Consider the following 18556-nt stretch of genomic DNA (forward strand, 5'->3'; position numbering starts at 1 on the left):
TAGAGTAGGGGAAGGAGCACTGAAACAGGTTATCGTAGCGGCTGGTCAGTTGCTTAAGGGCCAGCGCCAGGTCGCCACGCTGTGCGTCGGTTAAGTCGGTGATCCGCAGGATATGCGCTTTGGGTAACAGCAGCGTTTCAAACGGCCAGGCCGCCCAGTAGGGCACCACCGCCAGCCAGTGTTCGGTTTCAACGACGGTGCGGCTGCCGTCCTGGCGCTCGCGTTCAGCGTAATCCACCAGCATGGGGGAGCCGTACTGGCGGAAATAGGCGTTCTGCAGACGGTCTTCGCGTTCGGCTTCATTGGGCAGAAAGCTGTTGGCCCACACCTGACCATGCGGGTGCGGGTTCGAGCAGCCCATTGCCGCGCCTTTGTTCTCAAAAACCTGAACCCACGGGTAAGTCCGGCCCAGATCGGCGGTCTGTTCCTGCCAGGTTTTCACCACCGCTTCCAGCGCGCTCAGGCTCAGCTCCGGCAGCGTTTTGCTGTGATCCGGCGAGAAGCAGATAACGCGGCTGGTGCCGCGTGCGCTCTGGCTGCGCATCAGCGGATCGCTGCTTTGCGGCGCGTCCGGCGTGTCGGTCATCAGTGCCGCAAAGTCATTGGTGAAGACATAGGTGCCGGGGTAATCGGGGTTTTTATCGCCGGTGACGCGCGTGTTCCCCGGACACAAAAAGCAGTCGGGATCGTGGGCCGGCAGGGTCTGTTTCGCCGGGGTTTCCTGCGCCCCCTGCCAGGGGCGTTTGGCGCGGTGTGGCGACACCAGAACCCATTGATCGGTCAGCGGGTTGTAACGGCGATGCGGATGATCGACCGGATTAAATTGCTGCGTCATGACCCTTCCTTTAATCGCTGTAACCCTGCGGGTGGCGGGACTGCCAGCGCCAGGTATCTTGTGCCATTTCATCGAGCGTACGGGTCACATGCCAGCCCAGTTCATTATCCGCTTTGCTTGCATCTGCCCAGTAGGCAGGCAGATCGCCATCGCGACGGGGAGCAAAGTGGTACGCCACCGGCTTACCGCACGCTTTACTGAATGCGTTAACCACGTCCAGCACACTGCTGCCAACGCCTGCGCCGAGGTTATAAATATGGACGCCTTGCTTGCCCGCCAGTTTTTCCATCGCTGCGACGTGCCCGTCGGCCAAATCCATCACATGGATGTAATCGCGAACGCCGGTGCCATCAGGCGTCGGATAGTCATTACCAAATACCGCCAGAGAGTCGCGACGGCCCACGGCCACCTGGGCAATGTAAGGCATCAGGTTGTTCGGGATACCCTGCGGGTCTTCACCCATATCTCCTGAAGGATGGGCGCCCACCGGGTTGAAATAACGCAGCAGCGCAATGCTCCAGTCCGGCTGGGCTTTTTGCAGGTCGGTCAGGATCTGCTCAACCATCAGCTTGCTTTTGCCGTAGGGGCTTTGCGGGGTGCCAGTCGGGAAACTTTCGACATAAGGGATTTGCGGCTGATCGCCATACACTGTTGCGGAGGAGCTAAAAATGAGGTTTTTGACGTTGGCCGCACGCATGGCATTCACCAGGCGAAGCGTGCCATTGACGTTGTTGTCGTAGTACTCCAGCGGTTTGGCTACTGACTCGCCAACGGCCTTTAGCCCTGCAAAGTGGATAACCGCTTCGATTGCATGATCGTGCAGGATTTCAGCCAGCAGTGCTTCATCACGAATGTCACCCTGGATAAACAGGGCGGATTTGCCTCCCAGGCGTTCAAGCACCGGCACGACACTGCGTTTGCTGTTACACAGGTTGTCGAGGATGATGACGTCGTGGCCATTTTGCAGCAGTTGCACACAGGTATGGCTTCCAATGTAACCGCTACCACCTGTAACCAAAACTTTCATATATCACTCCATCAAGCGTATGTTATGAATTAACTTTAGCATAACAGAGATGGCAAAACTGTGATATGTGATAAATTAGTGGAATCGTTTACACTGCAATATGCCACGCATTACCTGCCCACCTAACTGATTATAAATCAGATAAATAATGACGTAATGATGCATAAATTCTGAAAATGCTCTGAAAACAGAGGCGGGGGATGCCCCGCCTGTGAAAAACTCACTCAAACTGGTAGCGCCAGTTGTCGCCGTCCGGGACAAACTGTAAACGATGCGTGATACACGACGGGGCATCACTGGCATGGTGGGAGACAAACAATAATTGCGTTTCGCCTTCACCAATTAGCACATCAACAAAGCGGCGAATCAACTGACGGTTCAGCGGATCCAGCCCTTGCAGCGGCTCATCCAGGATCAGTAAGGTCGGATGTTTGACCAGCGCACGGACAATCAGCGCCAGACGCTGTTGACCCCATGACAGGCTATGGAACGGCGCATCGGCGGTTTTCGCATTAAACCCGGCGATGTCCAGCCACTGTTGCGCCAGTTTACGCTGTTTGTCCGAAACAGCCTGATAAATGCCAATGGAGTCAAAATAGCCGGAAAGAATGACATTGCGCACGGTCGTGCTGACGCGATAGTCCAGATGCAGGCTGCTGCTGACGTAACCGATGTGCTTCTTAATATCCCAGATGGTTTCGCCGCTGCCGCGACGGCGGCCAAAAAGGGTTAAATCGTTGCTGTAGCCTTGCGCATGATCGCCCGTTACCAGGCTGAGCAGCGTCGATTTTCCCGCGCCGTTCGGCCCGCTAATTTGCCAGTGTTCCCCTGGTCGAACGGTCCAGTTAAGATGATTGATAATCGGACGATCGTTATAGGAGACGACACCCTCTTTCAGCACAATCAGCGGCTCTCCGGCGGTCAGTTGATCGCGCGCTGGCGGCGCATCTGGCTCCGGCAGCGCCATTCCCGCCAGGTTCTCGCTATGCGCCAGTTGTGCGATGAGCGCCTGCTGTAACAATGCCGATTTTTCGCCGATTTCCGTTAGCGCGCAGTCAGCCAGCACGCCCGCATTCTGCACAAAATCCGGGATCTCATCGAAGCGGTTCAGAACCAGCACCAGGGTGTAACCTTCTGCATTAAGCTCGGCGAGGAGGAGAGCGAGATTTTGCCGTGAATGAACGTCCAGGCCGTCAAAAGGCTCGTCCAGGATCAGTAAATCAGGTTGCGACATCAGCGCCTGGCAGAGAAGTGTTTTGCGCGTCTCTCCTGTGGAAAGGTATTTAAAGCGGCGTGAGAGCAGGGAAGTGATACCAAAACGTTCGGCCAACTGCTGGCAGCGCGCGACGTCTTTGACCTCATCCTGGATGATTTCTGCGGTGGTGCGTCCGGTGTCATCTTCACCGGGGCTTAGCATATCGGTGTTATTACGTTGCCACTCTTCACTGACCAGTTTTTGCAACTGTTCGAATGACAGACGGGTAATGCGTGAAAAGTTACTCTGGCGATCCCCTTTAAGGAGCGTCAATTCGCCAGCCAGTGCTTTAGCCAGCGCCGATTTCCCGCTACCGTTTGCACCGACAAACGCCCAGCTTTCACCCGACTGCAGCGTTAAGTGATCAATTGACAGCGTCCGGGTGTCGCCAAGACGAAACGTGCCTTGCGAAATTTGCAATGATGACATTATGTATCCCATTTTTTGCAGCGATACAGACAGGGATACGTGCTGGCAGGCAACTTGTCAATCTACTTAGCACAACGTGGCGAGAATGACCTTGTCAGCATTAAAATATGCCGTGACCTCAGCCGCTTCCTTTAGATCTTGCGCCTGCTGCGCGGGTACTGTCGCACATAACTGTTGGCCGTCGGGTAGCGCCATCAGAACTTCGCACTGCAGTTCGCCACGCTCAATATGGCTGATTCGCCCACGGAGCTGATTATCGGCCTGCTGCGCAGTGACATGGTCGGTTGTAATGTCTACCCACGGTGCTTTCAGCAGCACCAGCACCTCTTTGCCTTGCGTCAAATCCAGGCGCTGCGCGCTTTGCGCAGTAATGGCGACTTTGAGTGATGTCGTACCATCCGCCAGAAGCACATCGACATGTTGCTGTACCTGCTGGTGGTCGAGGGCGGTAATGGTACCAAACCACTGGTTACGGGCGCTGGTTTGTAGTGAAAAACGGGAAATGGCCGCCAGCAGGCTGTTCAGCGGCATGGCATCGTCGTCGCTCAACACATCAAACGCTTTTTGCTGAATCTGACCCAGTAAATCATAGAGTTGAATAAGACGCTGACCGTAGCGGGTGATAACCGCGCCGCCGCCGCCTTTTCCCCCGGTCGCGCGTTCCACCAGCGTCTGTTCGCTGAGCTGATTCATTTCATTAATGGCATCCCAGGCACTTTTATAGCTGATGTTCGCATTCTTTGCCCCCTGGCTTATGGAACCCGTCTGTTCTATCTGTTTGAGTAAATTAATCCGGCGCGGGTCAGCGAACAGCCGTTCCTGGAGCTTAAGGGTAAGAAGAATTTCAGCCTGCATAGCGTAGTGTCCTGATGTAAAAAGAATAGTGTGAAGGAAAATCGGCCTGGAGCCTAGTCTTCACCTGCACGCATTGTTTTTCTAAAGATAATGTCACAATTGTCGATAGGGGAAAGAGACACTCCACTGAAGGAACAGAATATGGCAGTTAAAAAACGCCCGGCCTTGCAAGGCGAATTGGACGGAGCCTGTGGTTTTTACGCTATCGCGAACGGCATACATTTACTGGAACCTGAACTGGCGCTCCCGGAAATCTTCCCGATTATTTTGCAGCAATACGTTTTTGATGGCGATCCGATGGGATTTGTTAACGGCATTGCTCGCGGTTCGCTTAAAAATACCCTGAGTCGGACGATGGCGCTGTTGAACGCTGAGTATGAATTTTACGACCCGAAAACCCGCGAACAATGGCAGTTCACCTTCAGCATGCCCTACTGGCATAACGATAAACCTCGCCATCGCCGGGATATCCTCGATACATTAAGTCTGGCGAACCATAAAGAAGGGCGCGTGATTATTCAGGCTTACGATTATAATGATGGTGAGCAGGAATATAGCCACTGGACAGTCATTTCGAAAGTGACGGACGAGGGGCTGGCCACCTGGGATTCAAGCAAAGAAGTTAAATGCATTCCATTTGATAAAATACGAGTCGATAGCATTCAACATTCGAATATTGCCCGGCCATGGAATATTCGCAGCGCGGATACGTTTGTACTGAGTCGTCAACCCTTGTAAAGGGTGACCGACGATGGCACAAAAGGCGAGTGTTTTTCTGTCAGATGCGGTTAGAATGCCCCCTTAACACTAAATGGAGTTGACCATGTTTGAGTTATTGAAAAGCTTAGTTTTTGCCGTAATCATGGTCCCTGTGGTGATGGCTATCATCCTGGGGTTGATTTATGGCCTGGGTGAGGTATTCAACCTTTTTTCAAATGTTGGTCATCGCGACCGCCCCGCGCAACGCCGCTGAATTTAAAAAACGCCCGCAATCGCGGGCGTTTTGCTATTCAAGTTCGGCATAAGCTTGCCGATATCTCATAAATCTCAGTAATTCTTGATGAGTATGACCTCACCCGGTGAATCTCTGGTAGTATCGTTATATTTCCAGTTATATAACGATGCTCACAGGAGTTACAGATGACACGTACATGGTTACGCCTTTTTGCCGGGGCGACTTTATCGCTTTCCGTTGCCGGACATGCGCTGGCTGATGAAGGGAAAATTACCGTTTTTGCGGCAGCGTCGCTGACCAATGCAATGCAGGACATTGCCGCTGCGTATAAGAAAGAGAAAAACGTCGAGGTGGTCTCGTCGTTTGCTTCGTCTTCCACGCTGGCACGTCAAATCGAAGCGGGCGCGCCTGCGGACCTGTTCATTTCTGCTGACCAGAAATGGATGGATTACGCGGTTGATAAAAAGAGTATCGATACCGGCACGCGCGTAACCTTGCTGGGTAATAGCCTGGTTGTTGTGGCGCCGAAGAGCAGTGCGCAGGGCGACATTACCGTTGATGCGACCACTGACTGGGCAAGCTTGTTGAAAGGCGGCCGCCTGGCGGTTGGCGATCCGGAGCATGTCCCGGCAGGTATCTATGCGAAAGAAGCGCTGCAAAAGCTGGGGGCGTGGGATAAATTGTCCCCGAGCCTGGCGCCAGCAGAAGATGTACGTGGTGCTCTGGCACTGGTTGAACGTAGCGAAGCCCCGCTGGGTATCGTCTATGGTTCTGACGCTGTGGCCAGTAAGGGCGTGAAAGTGGTCGGGACTTTCCCGGAAAACTCTCACCAGAAGGTGGAATATCCGATGGCGATTACCGAAGGTCATAAAAACGCAACGGTTAGCGCGTTCTATGACTACCTGAAAACCCCGGAAGCTTCCGCCGTGTTTAAACGTTACGGATTTACGACACACGAATGATATTAACGGATCCCGAATGGCAGGCAGTGATACTTAGCCTGAAAGTTTCATCCCTCGCAGTTGTTATTAGCTTGCCCTTTGGGATTTTCTTTGCCTGGTTACTGGTGCGCTGTACCTTTCCAGGCAAAGCCCTGCTTGACAGTCTCCTGCATCTTCCCCTGGTTCTGCCTCCGGTTGTCGTGGGGTATTTACTACTTATTGCCATGGGAAGACGTGGATTTATCGGCCAGTGGCTCTTTGACTGGTTCGGGATAACCTTCGCTTTTAGCTGGCGAGGCGCGGTGCTTGCGGCGGCGGTGATGTCCTTTCCGCTGATGGTGCGTGCCATTCGCCTGGCGCTGGAAGGCGTTGACACCAAACTCGAACAGGCCGCCCGTACCTTAGGTGCCGGGCGCTGGCGCGTGTTTATGACGATTACACTGCCCTTAACATTGCCGGGAATTATTGTCGGCACCGTGCTGGCCTTTGCCCGTTCGCTGGGTGAATTTGGGGCGACCATCACCTTTGTCTCAAACATCCCTGGCGAAACGCGCACCATTCCTTCGGCGATGTACACCCTTATTCAGACACCCGGCGGCGAAATGGCGGCGGCGCGTTTGTGTGTGATCTCCATTATTCTGGCGCTTGTCTCGCTGCTCATTTCGGAATGGCTGGCGCGCGTTAGCCGTGAACGGACCGGGAGATAACGATGCTGGAGCTGAATTTTAGTCAGACGCTGGGAACGCACCGTCTGCAGGTTGCCGAAAGCCTGCCAGCCAGCGGTATCACGGCGGTATTTGGCGTATCGGGAGCGGGGAAAACCTCTCTTATCAATGCGATTAGCGGCTTAACGCGCCCGGAGCAGGGGCGTATCGTGCTCAATGATCGCGTGCTGTATGACGCTGAGAAAAAAATCTGCCTGCCGCCGGAAAAGCGCCGGGTTGGTTATGTCTTCCAGGATGCGCGCCTGTTCCCGCATTACAACGTGTTGGGCAACTTGCGCTACGGCATGGCGAAATCCATGGCCGGGCAGTTTGACAAGCTGGTGGCGCTTCTGGGGATCGAACAGCTTTTAGAGCGCCTGCCAGGCGGGCTGTCGGGTGGGGAAAAGCAACGCGTGGCGATTGGTCGCGCCCTGTTAACCGCGCCGGAATTGTTGTTGCTGGATGAGCCGCTGGCATCGCTGGATATTCCGCGTAAACGTGAGCTGTTGCCATATCTGCAACGCCTGGCGCGGGAAATCAATATTCCTGTGCTGTATGTCAGCCACTCGCTGGATGAGATCCTGCACCTTGCCGATAAAGTGATGGTGCTGGAAGCGGGGGCTGTTAAAGCCTTTGGTAACCTCGAAGATGTCTGGGGGAGCAGCGTGATGAATCCGTGGCTACCCCAGGAGCAGCAAAGCAGTATTCTGAAGGTCAGCGTGCTGGAGCAGCATCCGCATTACGCCATGACGGCGCTGGCGCTGGGCGACCAGCATATTTGGGTGAACAGACTGGATAAGCCGCTTCAGGCTGCTGTGCGCATTCGAATTCAGGCAACGGATGTGTCGCTGGTGCTGCAACCTTCCGGCAATACCAGTATTCGTAATACTTTGCGGGCGAAAGTGGTGCAAAACTACGATCTGGACGGGCAGGTGGAAGTTCAGTTGGATGTAAGCGGAAGGACGCTGTGGGCGCGAATTAGCCCGTGGGCCAGGGATGAGCTCAATATCAAACCTGGCCTGTGGCTCTATGCACAAATTAAGAGTGTATCGATCACCGCCTGATCAGAGCAGATGGCTATAGATAAAGCTGGCAATGCTGTCGGTGGTGTTATCGCCAATCACAACGTTGGCGCGGGCTTTGACCGCGTCATCGGCATTCCCCATTGCGACCCCAAGGCCCGCTGCCTCCAGCATGCTGATGTCGTTGTAGTTGTCACCGAACGCCACCACTTCTTTCATCGACAAGCCCTGTGAGGTGACCCACTCGGTCAGGCGTTTGCCTTTGCTATTGCCCGTGCGCGCGATATCAACCTGATCATGCCATGACCACTCGCACTCCAGTCCCAGTGTTTGCTCAACCGTATGGGCAAACTGCTTAAGTTTATTGGTGTCTTCGTCGGTCAGGGCGAATTTCCAGATAGCGTCAACGTCACTGGCGGCGGCGCGCAGCGAGTCCACCTGGGTGAAGACCGGGCGCTGTTCCGGCGGCAGAGTTTGTGCCCAGTTATTGGTGCGGATGACATGACCGGTTGGCTTTTCATAGAGCATGGCATTATCGACATACATCAGACCGTGGACATCGTGGGATTCGAGCATTTCAATCAGTTTAACGGCTTGCGAAACCGGGAGAGGATCGGCTGTTAACACTTTTTTTGCCTGATAATCATACAAATAAGTGCCATTACAGCAAATTGCAGGTGTATCAAGCGCCAGTGCCTGATAAAAAGGATGGATGGCAACGTGATGCCGCCCGGTAACAATAATTAACTGATAGCCGGCTGCTTTTGCCCGGGCAAGCGCCTCGATAGAAGAGGGGAGCAGCGTTTTTTTAGGAGTCAGTAAGGTACCGTCTAAATCCAGTGCTAATACACGCGAGGTCATGTCGTTTTCCGTGGTCAATGTTGAATTTGGCTTTTTCGGGATGGTACACCGAGTCGCGCCATGGGCAAAATTTGCGCGTGAAATTCAGCATTAACCACGAAAAAAGGCTATCCTGGTAAATTAACGCAGTATCAAGGAAAGGAGTATTCATGAAACAAACCGTTTATACCGCCAGCCCGGAAAGTCAGCAGATTCATGTCTGGCGTTTGAATCCCGAAGGCACCCTGACGCTTGTGCAGGTGGTGGATGTTCCCGGCCAGGTTCAGCCGATGGTCATAAGCCCTGATAAACGTTACCTCTACGTGGGCGTACGCCCGGAATTCCGCGTTATTGCTTACCGTATTGCGCCAGACGATGGTGCGTTGACCTATACCGCAGAAGCGTCGCTGCCAGGTAGCCCGACGCACATCTCAACCGATCACAGCGGTCGTTTCCTGTTTAGCGGTTCCTATAATGCGGGTTGTGTCAGCGTAACCCGTCTCGACGATGGCGTGCCGACCGAGACCCTGGACGTGGTGGAAGGGCTGGAAGGTTGTCATTCTGCCAATATTTCGCCTGACAATCGCACCCTGTGGGTTCCGGCGCTGAAACAAGATCGTATTTGTCTGTTTACGCTGTCCGAAGATGGCAACCTGCAACCGCAAGACCCGGCGGAAGTGACCACCGTTGAAGGGGCAGGCCCGCGCCATATCGCCTTCCATCCGAACAAACGTTTTGCCTACTGTGTAAATGAGCTGAACAGCTCTGTCGATGTATGGCAGCTTAATGATGCGCACGGCAAGATTGAATGCGTGCAGACGCTGGATATGATGCCGGCTGACTTCTCCGATACTCGCTGGGCGGCGGATATTCATATTACGCCGGATGGCCGTCACCTGTATGCCTGTGACCGTACCGCCAGCCTGATCACTGTGTTCAGCGTGTCAGAAGATGGCAGCGTACTGGCTATCGAGGGCTTCCAGCCGACAGAAACGCAGCCGCGTGGCTTTAATGTCGATCACAGCGGTAAATTCCTGATTGCGGCAGGGCAGAAATCCCACCATATCGCGTTGTATGAAATTAACGGCGAGCAGGGGCTGCTGACCGAGAAATCCCGTTATGCGGTGGGCCAGGGGCCGATGTGGGTTGTGGTTAACGCGTACTGATTTTCAGGCATAAAAAAAACCTCGCCGCGGCGAGGTTTTTTCGTTTCAAAATGCTTACTTTTTCGGTTCAGCAACAACCTGGCTGCCTACGCCACGGTTGTTAAATTCCCACATGCGGTTGAAGCGCGGATCGTTCAACTGACGCTGGATATTACCTTTATCATCCACCGCGCCCGTATTACCGGCAAACGCGCGACCAGAAGCCGCTGCGGCTGCCCACGGTTTCGCCACGTTGAAGCCTTCGTTGATGACGCTATCGCGAATCACAACCTGACCGTTGGTATTGGCATCCACGTCCAGCGAGCGGCCCAGTTGCGCCACGCCGTTACCGGTCGCGGTAAAGCGGCTGTTGGTCGCCAGGAAACCGAAATTAACGCTGGACAGGGTTGCCGGTGCGAACACGTAGCCTTCTTGTTGGGTACGGGAGTTCACAACGCGGAAATCGGTGTTATCAAACACAACCGCGCCGCGGCCTGCAACGATATCCACATCCCCTTCTACATAGCTGTTGGTGACCAGCGTACGGGTCTGGCGATCGTTACGCAGGGTGTTATCGACACCGCTATTGGTCACGAAGAAGGTGTTCTGGCGACCCAGGATATTGACGTTATTCAACTGGACTTTGTCGCCGTCGCTGCGGAACGCAACCGCCTGATGGTTACCGGCGTCAACGCTGTCGCCAAGGCTATTCTGGATGGTGAGGTTCTGCAGTTGTAGACCATTGTTCTGTGACCAGAAAACAGCGGAACACATCACGCCAACAGTGGCGTTACGGTTGCTCTGGCATTTATCAAACATATACCAGGCGGGTTTACCCGGCATGTATTTGCCTGATGGATTGACCAGTTTACGCCAGGTCGTGCTGTCCATTTCAGAGTCAATAGCCAGCCCGATTTTCACGTCCAGCGGTTTTTCGCCGGTACCGTAAATGGTCACGCTGCCAGACGCCGCAGGAACATACACCGTGCCTTCATAATCACCCGGCATCACGGCAATAAACTGACGATCGCTGGAGTGTTTGTTGATGGCTGCGTCAACCGCTGCCTGAATGGTGTTGTGCGTTACGCCAGGCGTACCCGCCGGGCCAACCACGAAGTTTGCCTGTGCCGGCAGACGGATAGCATAAGGCTTCCACGCGGCTGCGTTCGGCGTCAGGGAGGCGAAGTAGTTATCCGCAACGAAGTTTTTCGCTTCGCCCGCCGTCAGAACAGGGCGCGAAGCCGTACCCGGCGCAGTTTGTTGAGAAGGCTGTTGATCCGGCGGCGTTGAGCTACAGGCGGTCAGTGTCACGCCAAAAGCCAGTGCCAGCGTCAGACGAGAAACCGAGAATGTGTTCAAGGGGTACTCCAGGCTGTGCAAGTTTAAATGATTTCGTCAGAAGCCTGCTTTTTTATACTAAGTTGAGCGAAACGGGAAGCCGATTGTGCAAATCGGCCTCAAATGAATGGTTTTTTAGCTAAAAAGGGCGGTGATGGAGGCGCTGGCGAGAGAATGGAAATGCACATTAAAGCCGACCATCGCACCGCTGGCGTCGGCATCGACCTCTATAGCCGGAACATCCAACGCATAGACGGTGAAAATATAGCGGTGGGTTTCACCTTTCGGCGGCGCCGCGCCGCCATAACCGGTTTTGCCAAAATCGGTTCGTGTCTGGATAGCGCCATCCGGCAGCGCGCTTATCCCTGAACCCGCCCCTTGTTGCAATACGCGGGTATCGGCGGGCAAGTTCGCGACGACCCAGTGCCACCAGCCGGACCCCGTGGGGGCATCCGGGTCGTAGCAGGTAACCACAAAACTTTTGGTTGCGGCGGGAACATCATCCCAGGCCAGATGCGGCGAAATATTGTCGCCATCGTAGCCCATGCCATTGAAAACGTGGCGGTGGGGCAGTTTGCCCCCGTCCTGTAAATCATGACTGATCAGTTTCATTTCACCTCCTGTCAGCGATGCAACAACTTGACGATTTCCTGTGCGGCAGCGGCCGATGACGCCGGGTTTTGCCCGGTAACCAGGTGACCGTCGGTGATTGCATACACGCCCCAGTCTTCACCGCGCTCGTACAAGCCTCCGGCCTGTTTTAACGCATCTTCAACCAGGAATGGCACAACCTGTGTCAGGCCGACGGCTTCTTCTTCGCTATTGCTAAAACCCGTCACGCGTTTGCCCTGGACCAGTGGGCTGCCATCTGGCTTATGGGCATGGCGTAGCACGCCCGGCGCGTGGCAGACGGTTCCTACCGGCTTGCCTTCGGCCCAATATTTTTCGATAAGCGCGATAGATACAGGATGTTCTGCCAGATCCCACAGCGGACCGTGCCCGCCGGGGTAAAACACCGCTTCATAATCCCCTACGGCGATATCACTCAGTTTGTGGGTGTTTGCCAGGGCGAGCTGTGCGGCTTTGTCTTTGCGAAAGCGCTCGGTGTCCTGGGTTTGGGCATCGGGCGCATCGCTTTTCGGATCCAGTGGCGGCTGTCCGCCTTTGGGGGTGGCAAGCGCAACCTCCAGCCCTGCATCGCGAAAAACATAATACGGTGCGGCAAATTCTTCCAGCCAAAAACCGGTCTTTTGCCCGGTGTCGCCGAGGGTGTCATGCGAGGTCAGTATCATTAAAATCGCCATTATTCCTCCTGATTCCGGGATGAGTTAACCCTCCAGAGTGTAGCATCCCGTTATCCGGTGGGCGTTAAATCAGACAATGAACATCTCGTCCATGGCGACGGCGGCATTCACGGCCTGGGTTAAGCGCGTCAACTGTTCGCGGCTTATCGCATAAGGCGGCATCAGGTAAATGAGGCGGCCAAACGGGCGGATCCATACGCCTTGCCCGACAAAGAAACGTTGCAGCGCCGCCATGTTCACAGGTCGCCTGGTCTCCACCACGCCGATTGCGCCCAGTATGCGAACGTCAGCCACATTGGCGCTATCGCTCGCCGCTGCGAGCTCGTCGCGTAACTGGCATTCAATCGCGGCCACCTGGGATTGCCATTCACCGCTTTCCAGTAGGCCGAGACTGGCCGTTGCCGCCGCACAGGCCAGCGGATTGCCCATAAACGTCGGGCCGTGCATAAAGCAGCCCGCTTCGCCGTTGCTAATTGTCTCGGCCACATGGCGCGTCGTAAGCGTGGCGGAAAGCGTCATTGTGCCGCCGGTTAAGGCCTTGCCAAGACAGAGAATATCCGGGGCAACCCCGGCGTGTTCGCAGGCAAACAGCTTGCCAGTGCGACCAAAGCCGGTGGCAATCTCATCGGCAATCAGCAATATCCCTTCCCGGTCGCACATTTTACGGATCCGCTTAAGCCACTCAGGGTGGTACATGCGCATCCCCCCGGCGCCTTGCACGATGGGCTCAAGGATCACCGCGGCGATCTCATGGCGATGCGCCGCCATCAGGCGGGCAAAACCCACCATATCGCGCTCGTCCCATTCACCATCGAAACGGCTTTGCGGCGCGGGGGCGAAGAGGTTTTCCGGCAGGTAGCCCTGCCACAGGCTGTGCATGGAATTGTCCGGGTCGCACACCGACATCGCGCCAAAGGTGTCGCCGTGGTAGCCGTTACGGAAGGTGAGAAACCGCTGCCGGGGTTCGCCTTTCGCCTGCCAGTATTGCAGGGCCATTTTCATCGCCACTTCCACGGCCACCGAGCCAGAATCAGCGAGGAAAACACACTCCAGTTTGTCCGGGGTCATCGCCACCAGCTTACGGCACAGGGCGATGGCGGGTTGGTGGGTGATGCCGCCAAACATCACGTGCGACATGGCATCAATTTGCGCTTTCATCGCCGCGTTCAGTACCGGGTGATTGTAGCCGTGAATGGCGGCCCACCAGGAAGACATCCCGTCTACCAGCCGCTCGCCGCTGGCCAGTGTCAGTTCGCATCCTTGTGCGGATTGCACCGGATAAACCGGCAATGGAGAGGTCATGGAAGTGTACGGGTGCCAGATATGGCGCTGGTCAAAGGCAAGATCGTCCGTTGTCATAATCGACTTGTAAACCAAATTAAAAACATTTAGGTTTACAAGTATAACCCGAATCGAGATTTAACAACACCCTTTGGAGAAGCCCAATGGCTCACCAGACACGCTGGACAATGTCGCAAGTCACCTCCCTGTTTGAAAAACCGCTGCTGGAACTGCTGTTTGAAGCGCAACAGGTTCACCGCCAGCATTTTGATCCTCGTCAGGTGCAGGTCAGCACGCTACTTTCGATCAAGACCGGGGCCTGCCCGGAAGATTGCAAATACTGTCCGCAAAGCGCCCGTTATAAAACCGGGCTGGATGCAGAAAGATTGATGGAGGTGGAGCAGGTGCTGGACTCGGCCCGTAAGGCGAAAAACGCCGGTTCAACGCGCTTTTGTATGGGCGCGGCCTGGAAGAACCCGAATGATCGCGATATGCCGTATCTGGAACAGATGGTCGAAGGAGTTAAGGCAATGGGCCTGGAAGCCTGCATGACGCTCGGTACGCTCACTGACAGTCAGGCGCAGCGTCTGGCGCATGCCGGGCTGGATTACTACAACCACAACCTGGACACCTCACCGGAATTCTACGGCAACATCATCACCACCCGAACCTATCAGGAGCGCCTGGATACGCTTGATAAAGTGCGTGGCGCGGGAATCAAGGTCTGCTCTGGCGGCATTGTGGGGCTGGGCGAAACGGTCACCGATCGCGCCGGGTTACTGCTGCAACTGGCAAACTTGCCCACACCGCCGGAAAGCGTACCTATCAACATGCTGGTAAAAGTGAAAGGCACGCCGCTGGCGGAAAATGAGGATGTCGACGCCTTTGATTTTATCCGTACCATCGCCGTTGCCCGTATCATGATGCCCACCTCGTATGTGCGTCTGTCCGCAGGGCGCGAGCAGATGAACGAACAGACTCAGGCCATGTGCTTTATGGCCGGGGCAAACTCCATTTTCTACGGTTGTAAGTTGCTGACCACCCCCAACCCGGAAGAGGACAAAGACCTGCAACTGTTCCGTAAGCTGGGGCTGAATCCGCAGCAGACCGGGGTGCTCAACGGCGACAGAGCGCAGCAGGAACAACTGGAACAGCAGCTCGTGCATGCGGATACCGATCAGTATTACAACGCGGCTGCGCTATGAGCTGGCAAAAGCGCATCGATGAGGCGTTAGCGGACCGTCAACAGGTTGACGCCTTGCGCACACGCCAGTGCGTGGCGCAGGGGGTCGGGCGCTGGCTGGTTCGCGACGGGCAGCGCTATCGCAACTTTTCCAGTAACGATTATCTGGGTTTAAGCCAGCATCCGGCGGTTGTTCGCGCCTGGCAACAGGGGGCAGATAAATACGGGGTTGGCAGCGGCGGTTCTGGTCACGTGAGCGGCTACACCCTGGCACATCAACAGCTTGAGGCCGGGCTTGCCGACTGGCTGGGGTATCCGCGCGCACTGCTGTTTATCTCGGGATTCGCTGCTAATCAGGCGGTGATTGCCGCGCTGGGTAAGAAAGAGGACCGTATTGTTGCCGACAGGCTAAGCCACGCCTCGTTGCTGGAAGCGGCCAGCCTCAGCCCGGCAGAACTACGCCGCTTTGCCCATAACGACGCCACGCATCTTGCGGCTCTGCTGGCAAAACCGAACGGTGGCGAACAACTGGTTGTTACCGAAGGGGTGTTCAGTATGGACGGCGACAGCGCGCCGCTGGCTGACATCGCCCTGGCGACCCGACAGGCAAATGGCTGGCTGATGGTCGACGATGCGCACGGTATTGGCGTATGCGGTGACGAGGGGCGCGGTAGCTGCCACGCCCGCCAGGTCACGCCGGATATCCTGATTGTCACGTTCGGCAAAGGGGTTGGCGTGAGCGGTGCGGCGGTGCTGTGTAGCGAATCGCTGGCCGATTATCTGACACAGTTCGCCCGCCATCTGATTTACAGCACCAGTATGCCGCCCGCTCAGGCCGTGGCAATTAGCGCCTCGCTTGCTGTTATTCGATCCGAAGAAGGCGCACAACGCCGCCATAAACTGAATGCGCTGATTGCACAATTCCGTGCCGGTGCACAGGCGCAGAAACTCCAGGTGACAGCATCTGACAGTGCTATTCAGCCGCTGATTGTGGGTGAAAACAGCCGTGCGCTGCACCTGGCCGCGCAGTTACGGGCGAACGGTTTTTGGGTAACCGCGATTCGCCCGCCAACCGTCCCGCCAGGTACCGCCCGGTTGCGCTTAACGCTCACTGCCGCCCATGAGCCGCAAGACATTACGCAGTTGCTGGAGATTTTGCATGACGCGCGTTGATAAACAAGCCATCGCCGAGACCTTCGGTCGCGCCGCCCACCGCTACGACCAACACAACGGATTGCAGCAACAAAGCGCAGAATTACTGCTTTCCCGTCTCCCTTCAGCCCCTGTTGAACAGGTGCTGGATGCCGGCTGCGGGCCGGGATTGCTGAGTCGCTACTGGCGAGAGCAGGGGGCGCGGGTGACGGCACTGGATATCTCTGCGCCCATGCTGGACGAGGCCCGGCGCAGACAGGCGGCAGAACGCTATGTGCTGGCGGATATCGAAGCCATGCCTTTTGCCCGCGCTGAATTTTGTCTTGCCTGGAGTAACCTGGCGGTGCAGTGGTGTGACGATGTACGTCAGGCGCTGGCGGAGTTATACCGCGTGGTGCGCCCCGGTGGGAAAATTGCGTTTACCACCCTGGTGAGCGGTTCGTTACCTGAATTGAATGAGGCATGGCGCGCGATTGATGACCAGCCTCATGCCAATCGCTTTCTGGCCGCTACGCAACTCCACGATGCGCTATCCGGCTGGCGCTATCAGGCGGGCATTGAGCCCGTCACGCTCTATTTTGCGGGGGCCCTGGAGGCCATGCGATCGCTTAAAGGGGTTGGGGCGACCCATCTGCATGCCGGACGCAGGCAAGGGCTTACGCGAGGGGGGCTACAACGCTTGCAACTGGCCTGGCCGCAACAGCAGGGAGCATTCCCGCTGACCTATCAACTTTTCTGGGGAGTTATCACGCGTGACTGAACGCTATTTTGTCACCGGCACGGACACTGAGGTCGGAAAAACGGTGGCGAGCTGCGCGCTTTTGCAAGCGGCAAATCTTCGGGGGCTGCGAAGTGCAGGTTACAAACCGGTGGCCTCGGGCAGTGACATGACCGCACAGGGGCTGCGCAACAGTGACGCGCTGGCTTTGCAGCACAACAGCAGTGTGATGCTCGATTACGACCAGGTAAACCCCTGGACTTTTGCCGAGCCGACATCGCCGCACATTGTCAGCGCAGAGTCGGATACACCTGTTACGCTTGAGGGGATGTCTGCAGGGCTGCGGGCACTGGAAGCGAAGGCCGACTGGATACTGACAGAAGGGGCTGGTGGGTGGTTTACGCCGCTTTCAGAGACATTCACTTTTGCCGATTGGGTGGTGGCTGAGCAATTGCCGGTGATTCTGGTGGTGGGCGTTAAACTTGGGTGTATTAACCATGCAATGTTGACCGCACAGGCGATAGAGCAGGCGGGATTACGTTTTGCTGGCTGGATTGCCAATGATGTTCAGCCGCCAGGTAAACGGCATACCGAGTATCTTGCGACGCTACGGCGCGTGTTAAAGGCACCTCTGATGGGAGAAATTCCCTGGCTTGCCCACGCGCCGTTCGCTACACAAAACGGTCATTATCTCGATCTCAACGTGCTGAATCAGGCGACATCCAGTGCGACAGAAGCTGATCGTCAAGCTGTCTGACATCCCCTTCGGCGACGTTACGACCACGATGTAACAGGCAGAAACGGTCAGCAACCCGGCGTATAAACGACAGATGCTGTTCGGCCAGCAGGATAGTCATACCGAAATCCTGGTTGAGCCGGACAAGTAAATTGCCGAGTTTATGGATGAACGCCTGTCCAAGCCCGCGTGTGGGTTCGTCCAGAATCAACAGCCGCGGGCGATTCACGAGTGCGCGCGCCATCGCCAGTTGGTGCTGATTATCCTCAGACAACCCTGCGCCTTTCACCTGACGTAGCCCGTAGAGTTCGGGAAACAGGTCATAGATCTCACGATTGACGGTACTGCGCGGCTCACCAGAGGCCAGCATGGCGATATGCAGGTTCTCCTCAACGGTCATTTGTGAAAATATCCGCCTGTCCTGGGGAACATAGCCTATGCCCATTGCGCTGCGATGCTCCGCCTGCAAGTTGAGTAAATCCCTGGGCGGCGCCCCCGCTTCTTGCCAGACCATGCTACCGCTCTCCACGGGCAGATAACCGGTAATGCAATTGATAAGCGTCGTCTTGCCCATCCCAGGGAGGCCAATGACAGAGGTGCATACGCCGGGGGAGAGGTCGAGATCGACATTCCACAGCGTATGTTGATTGCCGTAATACTGATTGACTGCACGTAAGCTCAACACGGTTCGCTCCTTATCTCTGATCGGGTGACAGAGAAGATGTTGTAAAAGTCTGTGCAAAAGCCTTGCCAGAACCTAAAAGCGAGATTTTTTTCGGAACCTGCTGATGAATAAGAGAGTAAAAGTGCGTTTTGCGGGTGGCAGGCGAAAATAT

At 55.6% G+C, this 18556-nt stretch carries 20 protein-coding genes; 10 read left to right on the forward strand and 10 right to left on the reverse strand.

The annotated features are described in order from the left end of the window. The 4 genes from galT to modE form a co-directional block, all read right to left on the reverse strand. Window positions 1–835: galactose-1-phosphate uridylyltransferase (gene galT / locus ABU190_RS25495; RefSeq protein ID WP_354692739.1), on the reverse strand; the 835-nt coding region annotated here is incomplete at its 3' end. A 10-nt stretch (window positions 836–845) separates the two neighbouring features. Then, window positions 846–1862: a UDP-glucose 4-epimerase GalE gene (galE, locus tag ABU190_RS25500; protein ID WP_354692740.1), complete on the reverse strand. Its 1017-nt coding sequence runs from the start codon at window positions 1860–1862 to the stop codon at window positions 846–848. A gap of 220 nt (window positions 1863–2082) precedes the next feature. After that, window positions 2083–3546, reverse strand: coding sequence for a molybdate ABC transporter ATP-binding protein ModF (gene modF / locus ABU190_RS25505; RefSeq protein WP_354692741.1), 1464 nt, complete (start codon window positions 3544–3546; stop codon window positions 2083–2085). Between the two features lie 66 nt (window positions 3547–3612). Then, on the reverse strand, window positions 3613–4401 hold the full coding sequence (modE, locus tag ABU190_RS25510) for a molybdenum-dependent transcriptional regulator (RefSeq protein WP_354692742.1): 789 nt from the start codon (window positions 4399–4401) through the stop codon (window positions 3613–3615). A 141-nt stretch (window positions 4402–4542) separates the two neighbouring features. Between modE and ABU190_RS25515 the strand changes: the two genes are divergently transcribed. The 5 genes from ABU190_RS25515 to modC all read left to right on the forward strand — a co-directional run bounded on the left by ABU190_RS25515 (window position 4543) and on the right by modC (window position 8065). Beyond that, window positions 4543–5139: a hypothetical protein gene (locus tag ABU190_RS25515; RefSeq protein ID WP_354692743.1), complete on the forward strand. Its 597-nt coding sequence runs from the start codon at window positions 4543–4545 to the stop codon at window positions 5137–5139. Between the two features lie 85 nt (window positions 5140–5224). Further along, on the forward strand, window positions 5225–5374 hold the full coding sequence (locus ABU190_RS25520) for an AcrZ family multidrug efflux pump-associated protein (protein ID WP_039077255.1): 150 nt from the start codon (window positions 5225–5227) through the stop codon (window positions 5372–5374). 167 nt (window positions 5375–5541) lie between these two features. Beyond that, window positions 5542–6318 (forward strand): molybdate ABC transporter substrate-binding protein, encoded by a 777-nt coding sequence (modA, locus tag ABU190_RS25525; protein WP_296420723.1) that lies wholly within the window; start codon window positions 5542–5544, stop codon window positions 6316–6318. Next, window positions 6315–7004: a molybdate ABC transporter permease subunit gene (gene modB, locus ABU190_RS25530; RefSeq protein WP_039077253.1), complete on the forward strand. Its 690-nt coding sequence runs from the start codon at window positions 6315–6317 to the stop codon at window positions 7002–7004. Before modA ends, modB begins: the two co-directional genes overlap by 4 nt. A gap of 2 nt (window positions 7005–7006) precedes the next feature. Next, window positions 7007–8065 carry a molybdenum ABC transporter ATP-binding protein ModC gene (gene modC, locus ABU190_RS25535; protein ID WP_354692744.1) on the forward strand — a complete coding sequence of 353 codons (1059 nt, stop codon included), beginning with the start codon at window positions 7007–7009 and terminating at the stop codon, window positions 8063–8065. Here modC and ABU190_RS25540 read toward each other — a convergent pair whose 3' ends face one another. Then, entirely contained in the window at window positions 8066–8884 is an 819-nt protein-coding gene (locus tag ABU190_RS25540) for a pyridoxal phosphatase (RefSeq protein ID WP_071195583.1), read from the reverse strand. 149 nt (window positions 8885–9033) lie between these two features. Here ABU190_RS25540 and pgl point away from each other — a divergent pair, with 149 nt between their 5' ends. Then, complete coding sequence (gene pgl, locus ABU190_RS25545; protein WP_125125087.1) at window positions 9034–10029, forward strand: 6-phosphogluconolactonase; 996 nt, start codon at window positions 9034–9036, stop codon at window positions 10027–10029. Between the two features lie 54 nt (window positions 10030–10083). Here pgl and ABU190_RS25550 read toward each other — a convergent pair whose 3' ends face one another. The 4 genes from ABU190_RS25550 to bioA all read right to left on the reverse strand — a co-directional run bounded on the left by ABU190_RS25550 (window position 10084) and on the right by bioA (window position 14009). After that, a complete protein-coding gene (locus ABU190_RS25550) occupies window positions 10084–11367 on the reverse strand; it encodes a putative acyl-CoA thioester hydrolase (protein ID WP_354692745.1) in 1284 nt (427 codons plus the stop codon). 114 nt (window positions 11368–11481) lie between these two features. Continuing rightward, entirely contained in the window at window positions 11482–11958 is a 477-nt protein-coding gene (locus ABU190_RS25555; RefSeq protein WP_354692746.1) for a kinase inhibitor, read from the reverse strand. An 11-nt stretch (window positions 11959–11969) separates the two neighbouring features. After that, a complete protein-coding gene (locus ABU190_RS25560; RefSeq protein WP_354692747.1) occupies window positions 11970–12650 on the reverse strand; it encodes a type 1 glutamine amidotransferase domain-containing protein in 681 nt (226 codons plus the stop codon). 69 nt (window positions 12651–12719) lie between these two features. After that, window positions 12720–14009 carry an adenosylmethionine--8-amino-7-oxononanoate transaminase gene (bioA, locus tag ABU190_RS25565; RefSeq protein ID WP_354692748.1) on the reverse strand — a complete coding sequence of 430 codons (1290 nt, stop codon included), beginning with the start codon at window positions 14007–14009 and terminating at the stop codon, window positions 12720–12722. A gap of 86 nt (window positions 14010–14095) precedes the next feature. Here bioA and bioB point away from each other — a divergent pair, with 86 nt between their 5' ends. Genes bioB through bioD form a run of 4 tightly spaced genes read left to right on the forward strand, consistent with a single transcriptional unit; the run spans window position 14096 to window position 17741 of the window. Then, window positions 14096–15136 carry a biotin synthase BioB gene (gene bioB, locus ABU190_RS25570; RefSeq protein ID WP_107222944.1) on the forward strand — a complete coding sequence of 347 codons (1041 nt, stop codon included), beginning with the start codon at window positions 14096–14098 and terminating at the stop codon, window positions 15134–15136. Further along, a complete protein-coding gene (bioF, locus tag ABU190_RS25575; RefSeq protein ID WP_354692749.1) occupies window positions 15133–16287 on the forward strand; it encodes an 8-amino-7-oxononanoate synthase in 1155 nt (384 codons plus the stop codon). Before bioB ends, bioF begins: the two co-directional genes overlap by 4 nt. Next, on the forward strand, window positions 16274–17026 hold the full coding sequence (bioC, locus tag ABU190_RS25580) for a malonyl-ACP O-methyltransferase BioC (RefSeq protein ID WP_354692750.1): 753 nt from the start codon (window positions 16274–16276) through the stop codon (window positions 17024–17026). Before bioF ends, bioC begins: the two co-directional genes overlap by 14 nt. Beyond that, on the forward strand, window positions 17019–17741 hold the full coding sequence (bioD, locus tag ABU190_RS25585; protein ID WP_354692751.1) for a dethiobiotin synthase: 723 nt from the start codon (window positions 17019–17021) through the stop codon (window positions 17739–17741). The genes bioC and bioD overlap by 8 nt, the downstream gene beginning before the upstream one ends. Here bioD and ABU190_RS25590 read toward each other — a convergent pair. Next, a complete protein-coding gene (locus ABU190_RS25590; RefSeq protein WP_039077241.1) occupies window positions 17683–18405 on the reverse strand; it encodes an ATP-binding cassette domain-containing protein in 723 nt (240 codons plus the stop codon). The genes bioD and ABU190_RS25590 overlap by 59 nt on opposite strands. Between the last annotated feature and the right edge of the window lie 151 nt (window positions 18406–18556).

The organism is Phytobacter sp. RSE-02, assembly GCF_040578655.1.
Lineage (GTDB): Bacteria > Pseudomonadota > Gammaproteobacteria > Enterobacterales > Enterobacteriaceae > Phytobacter > Phytobacter diazotrophicus.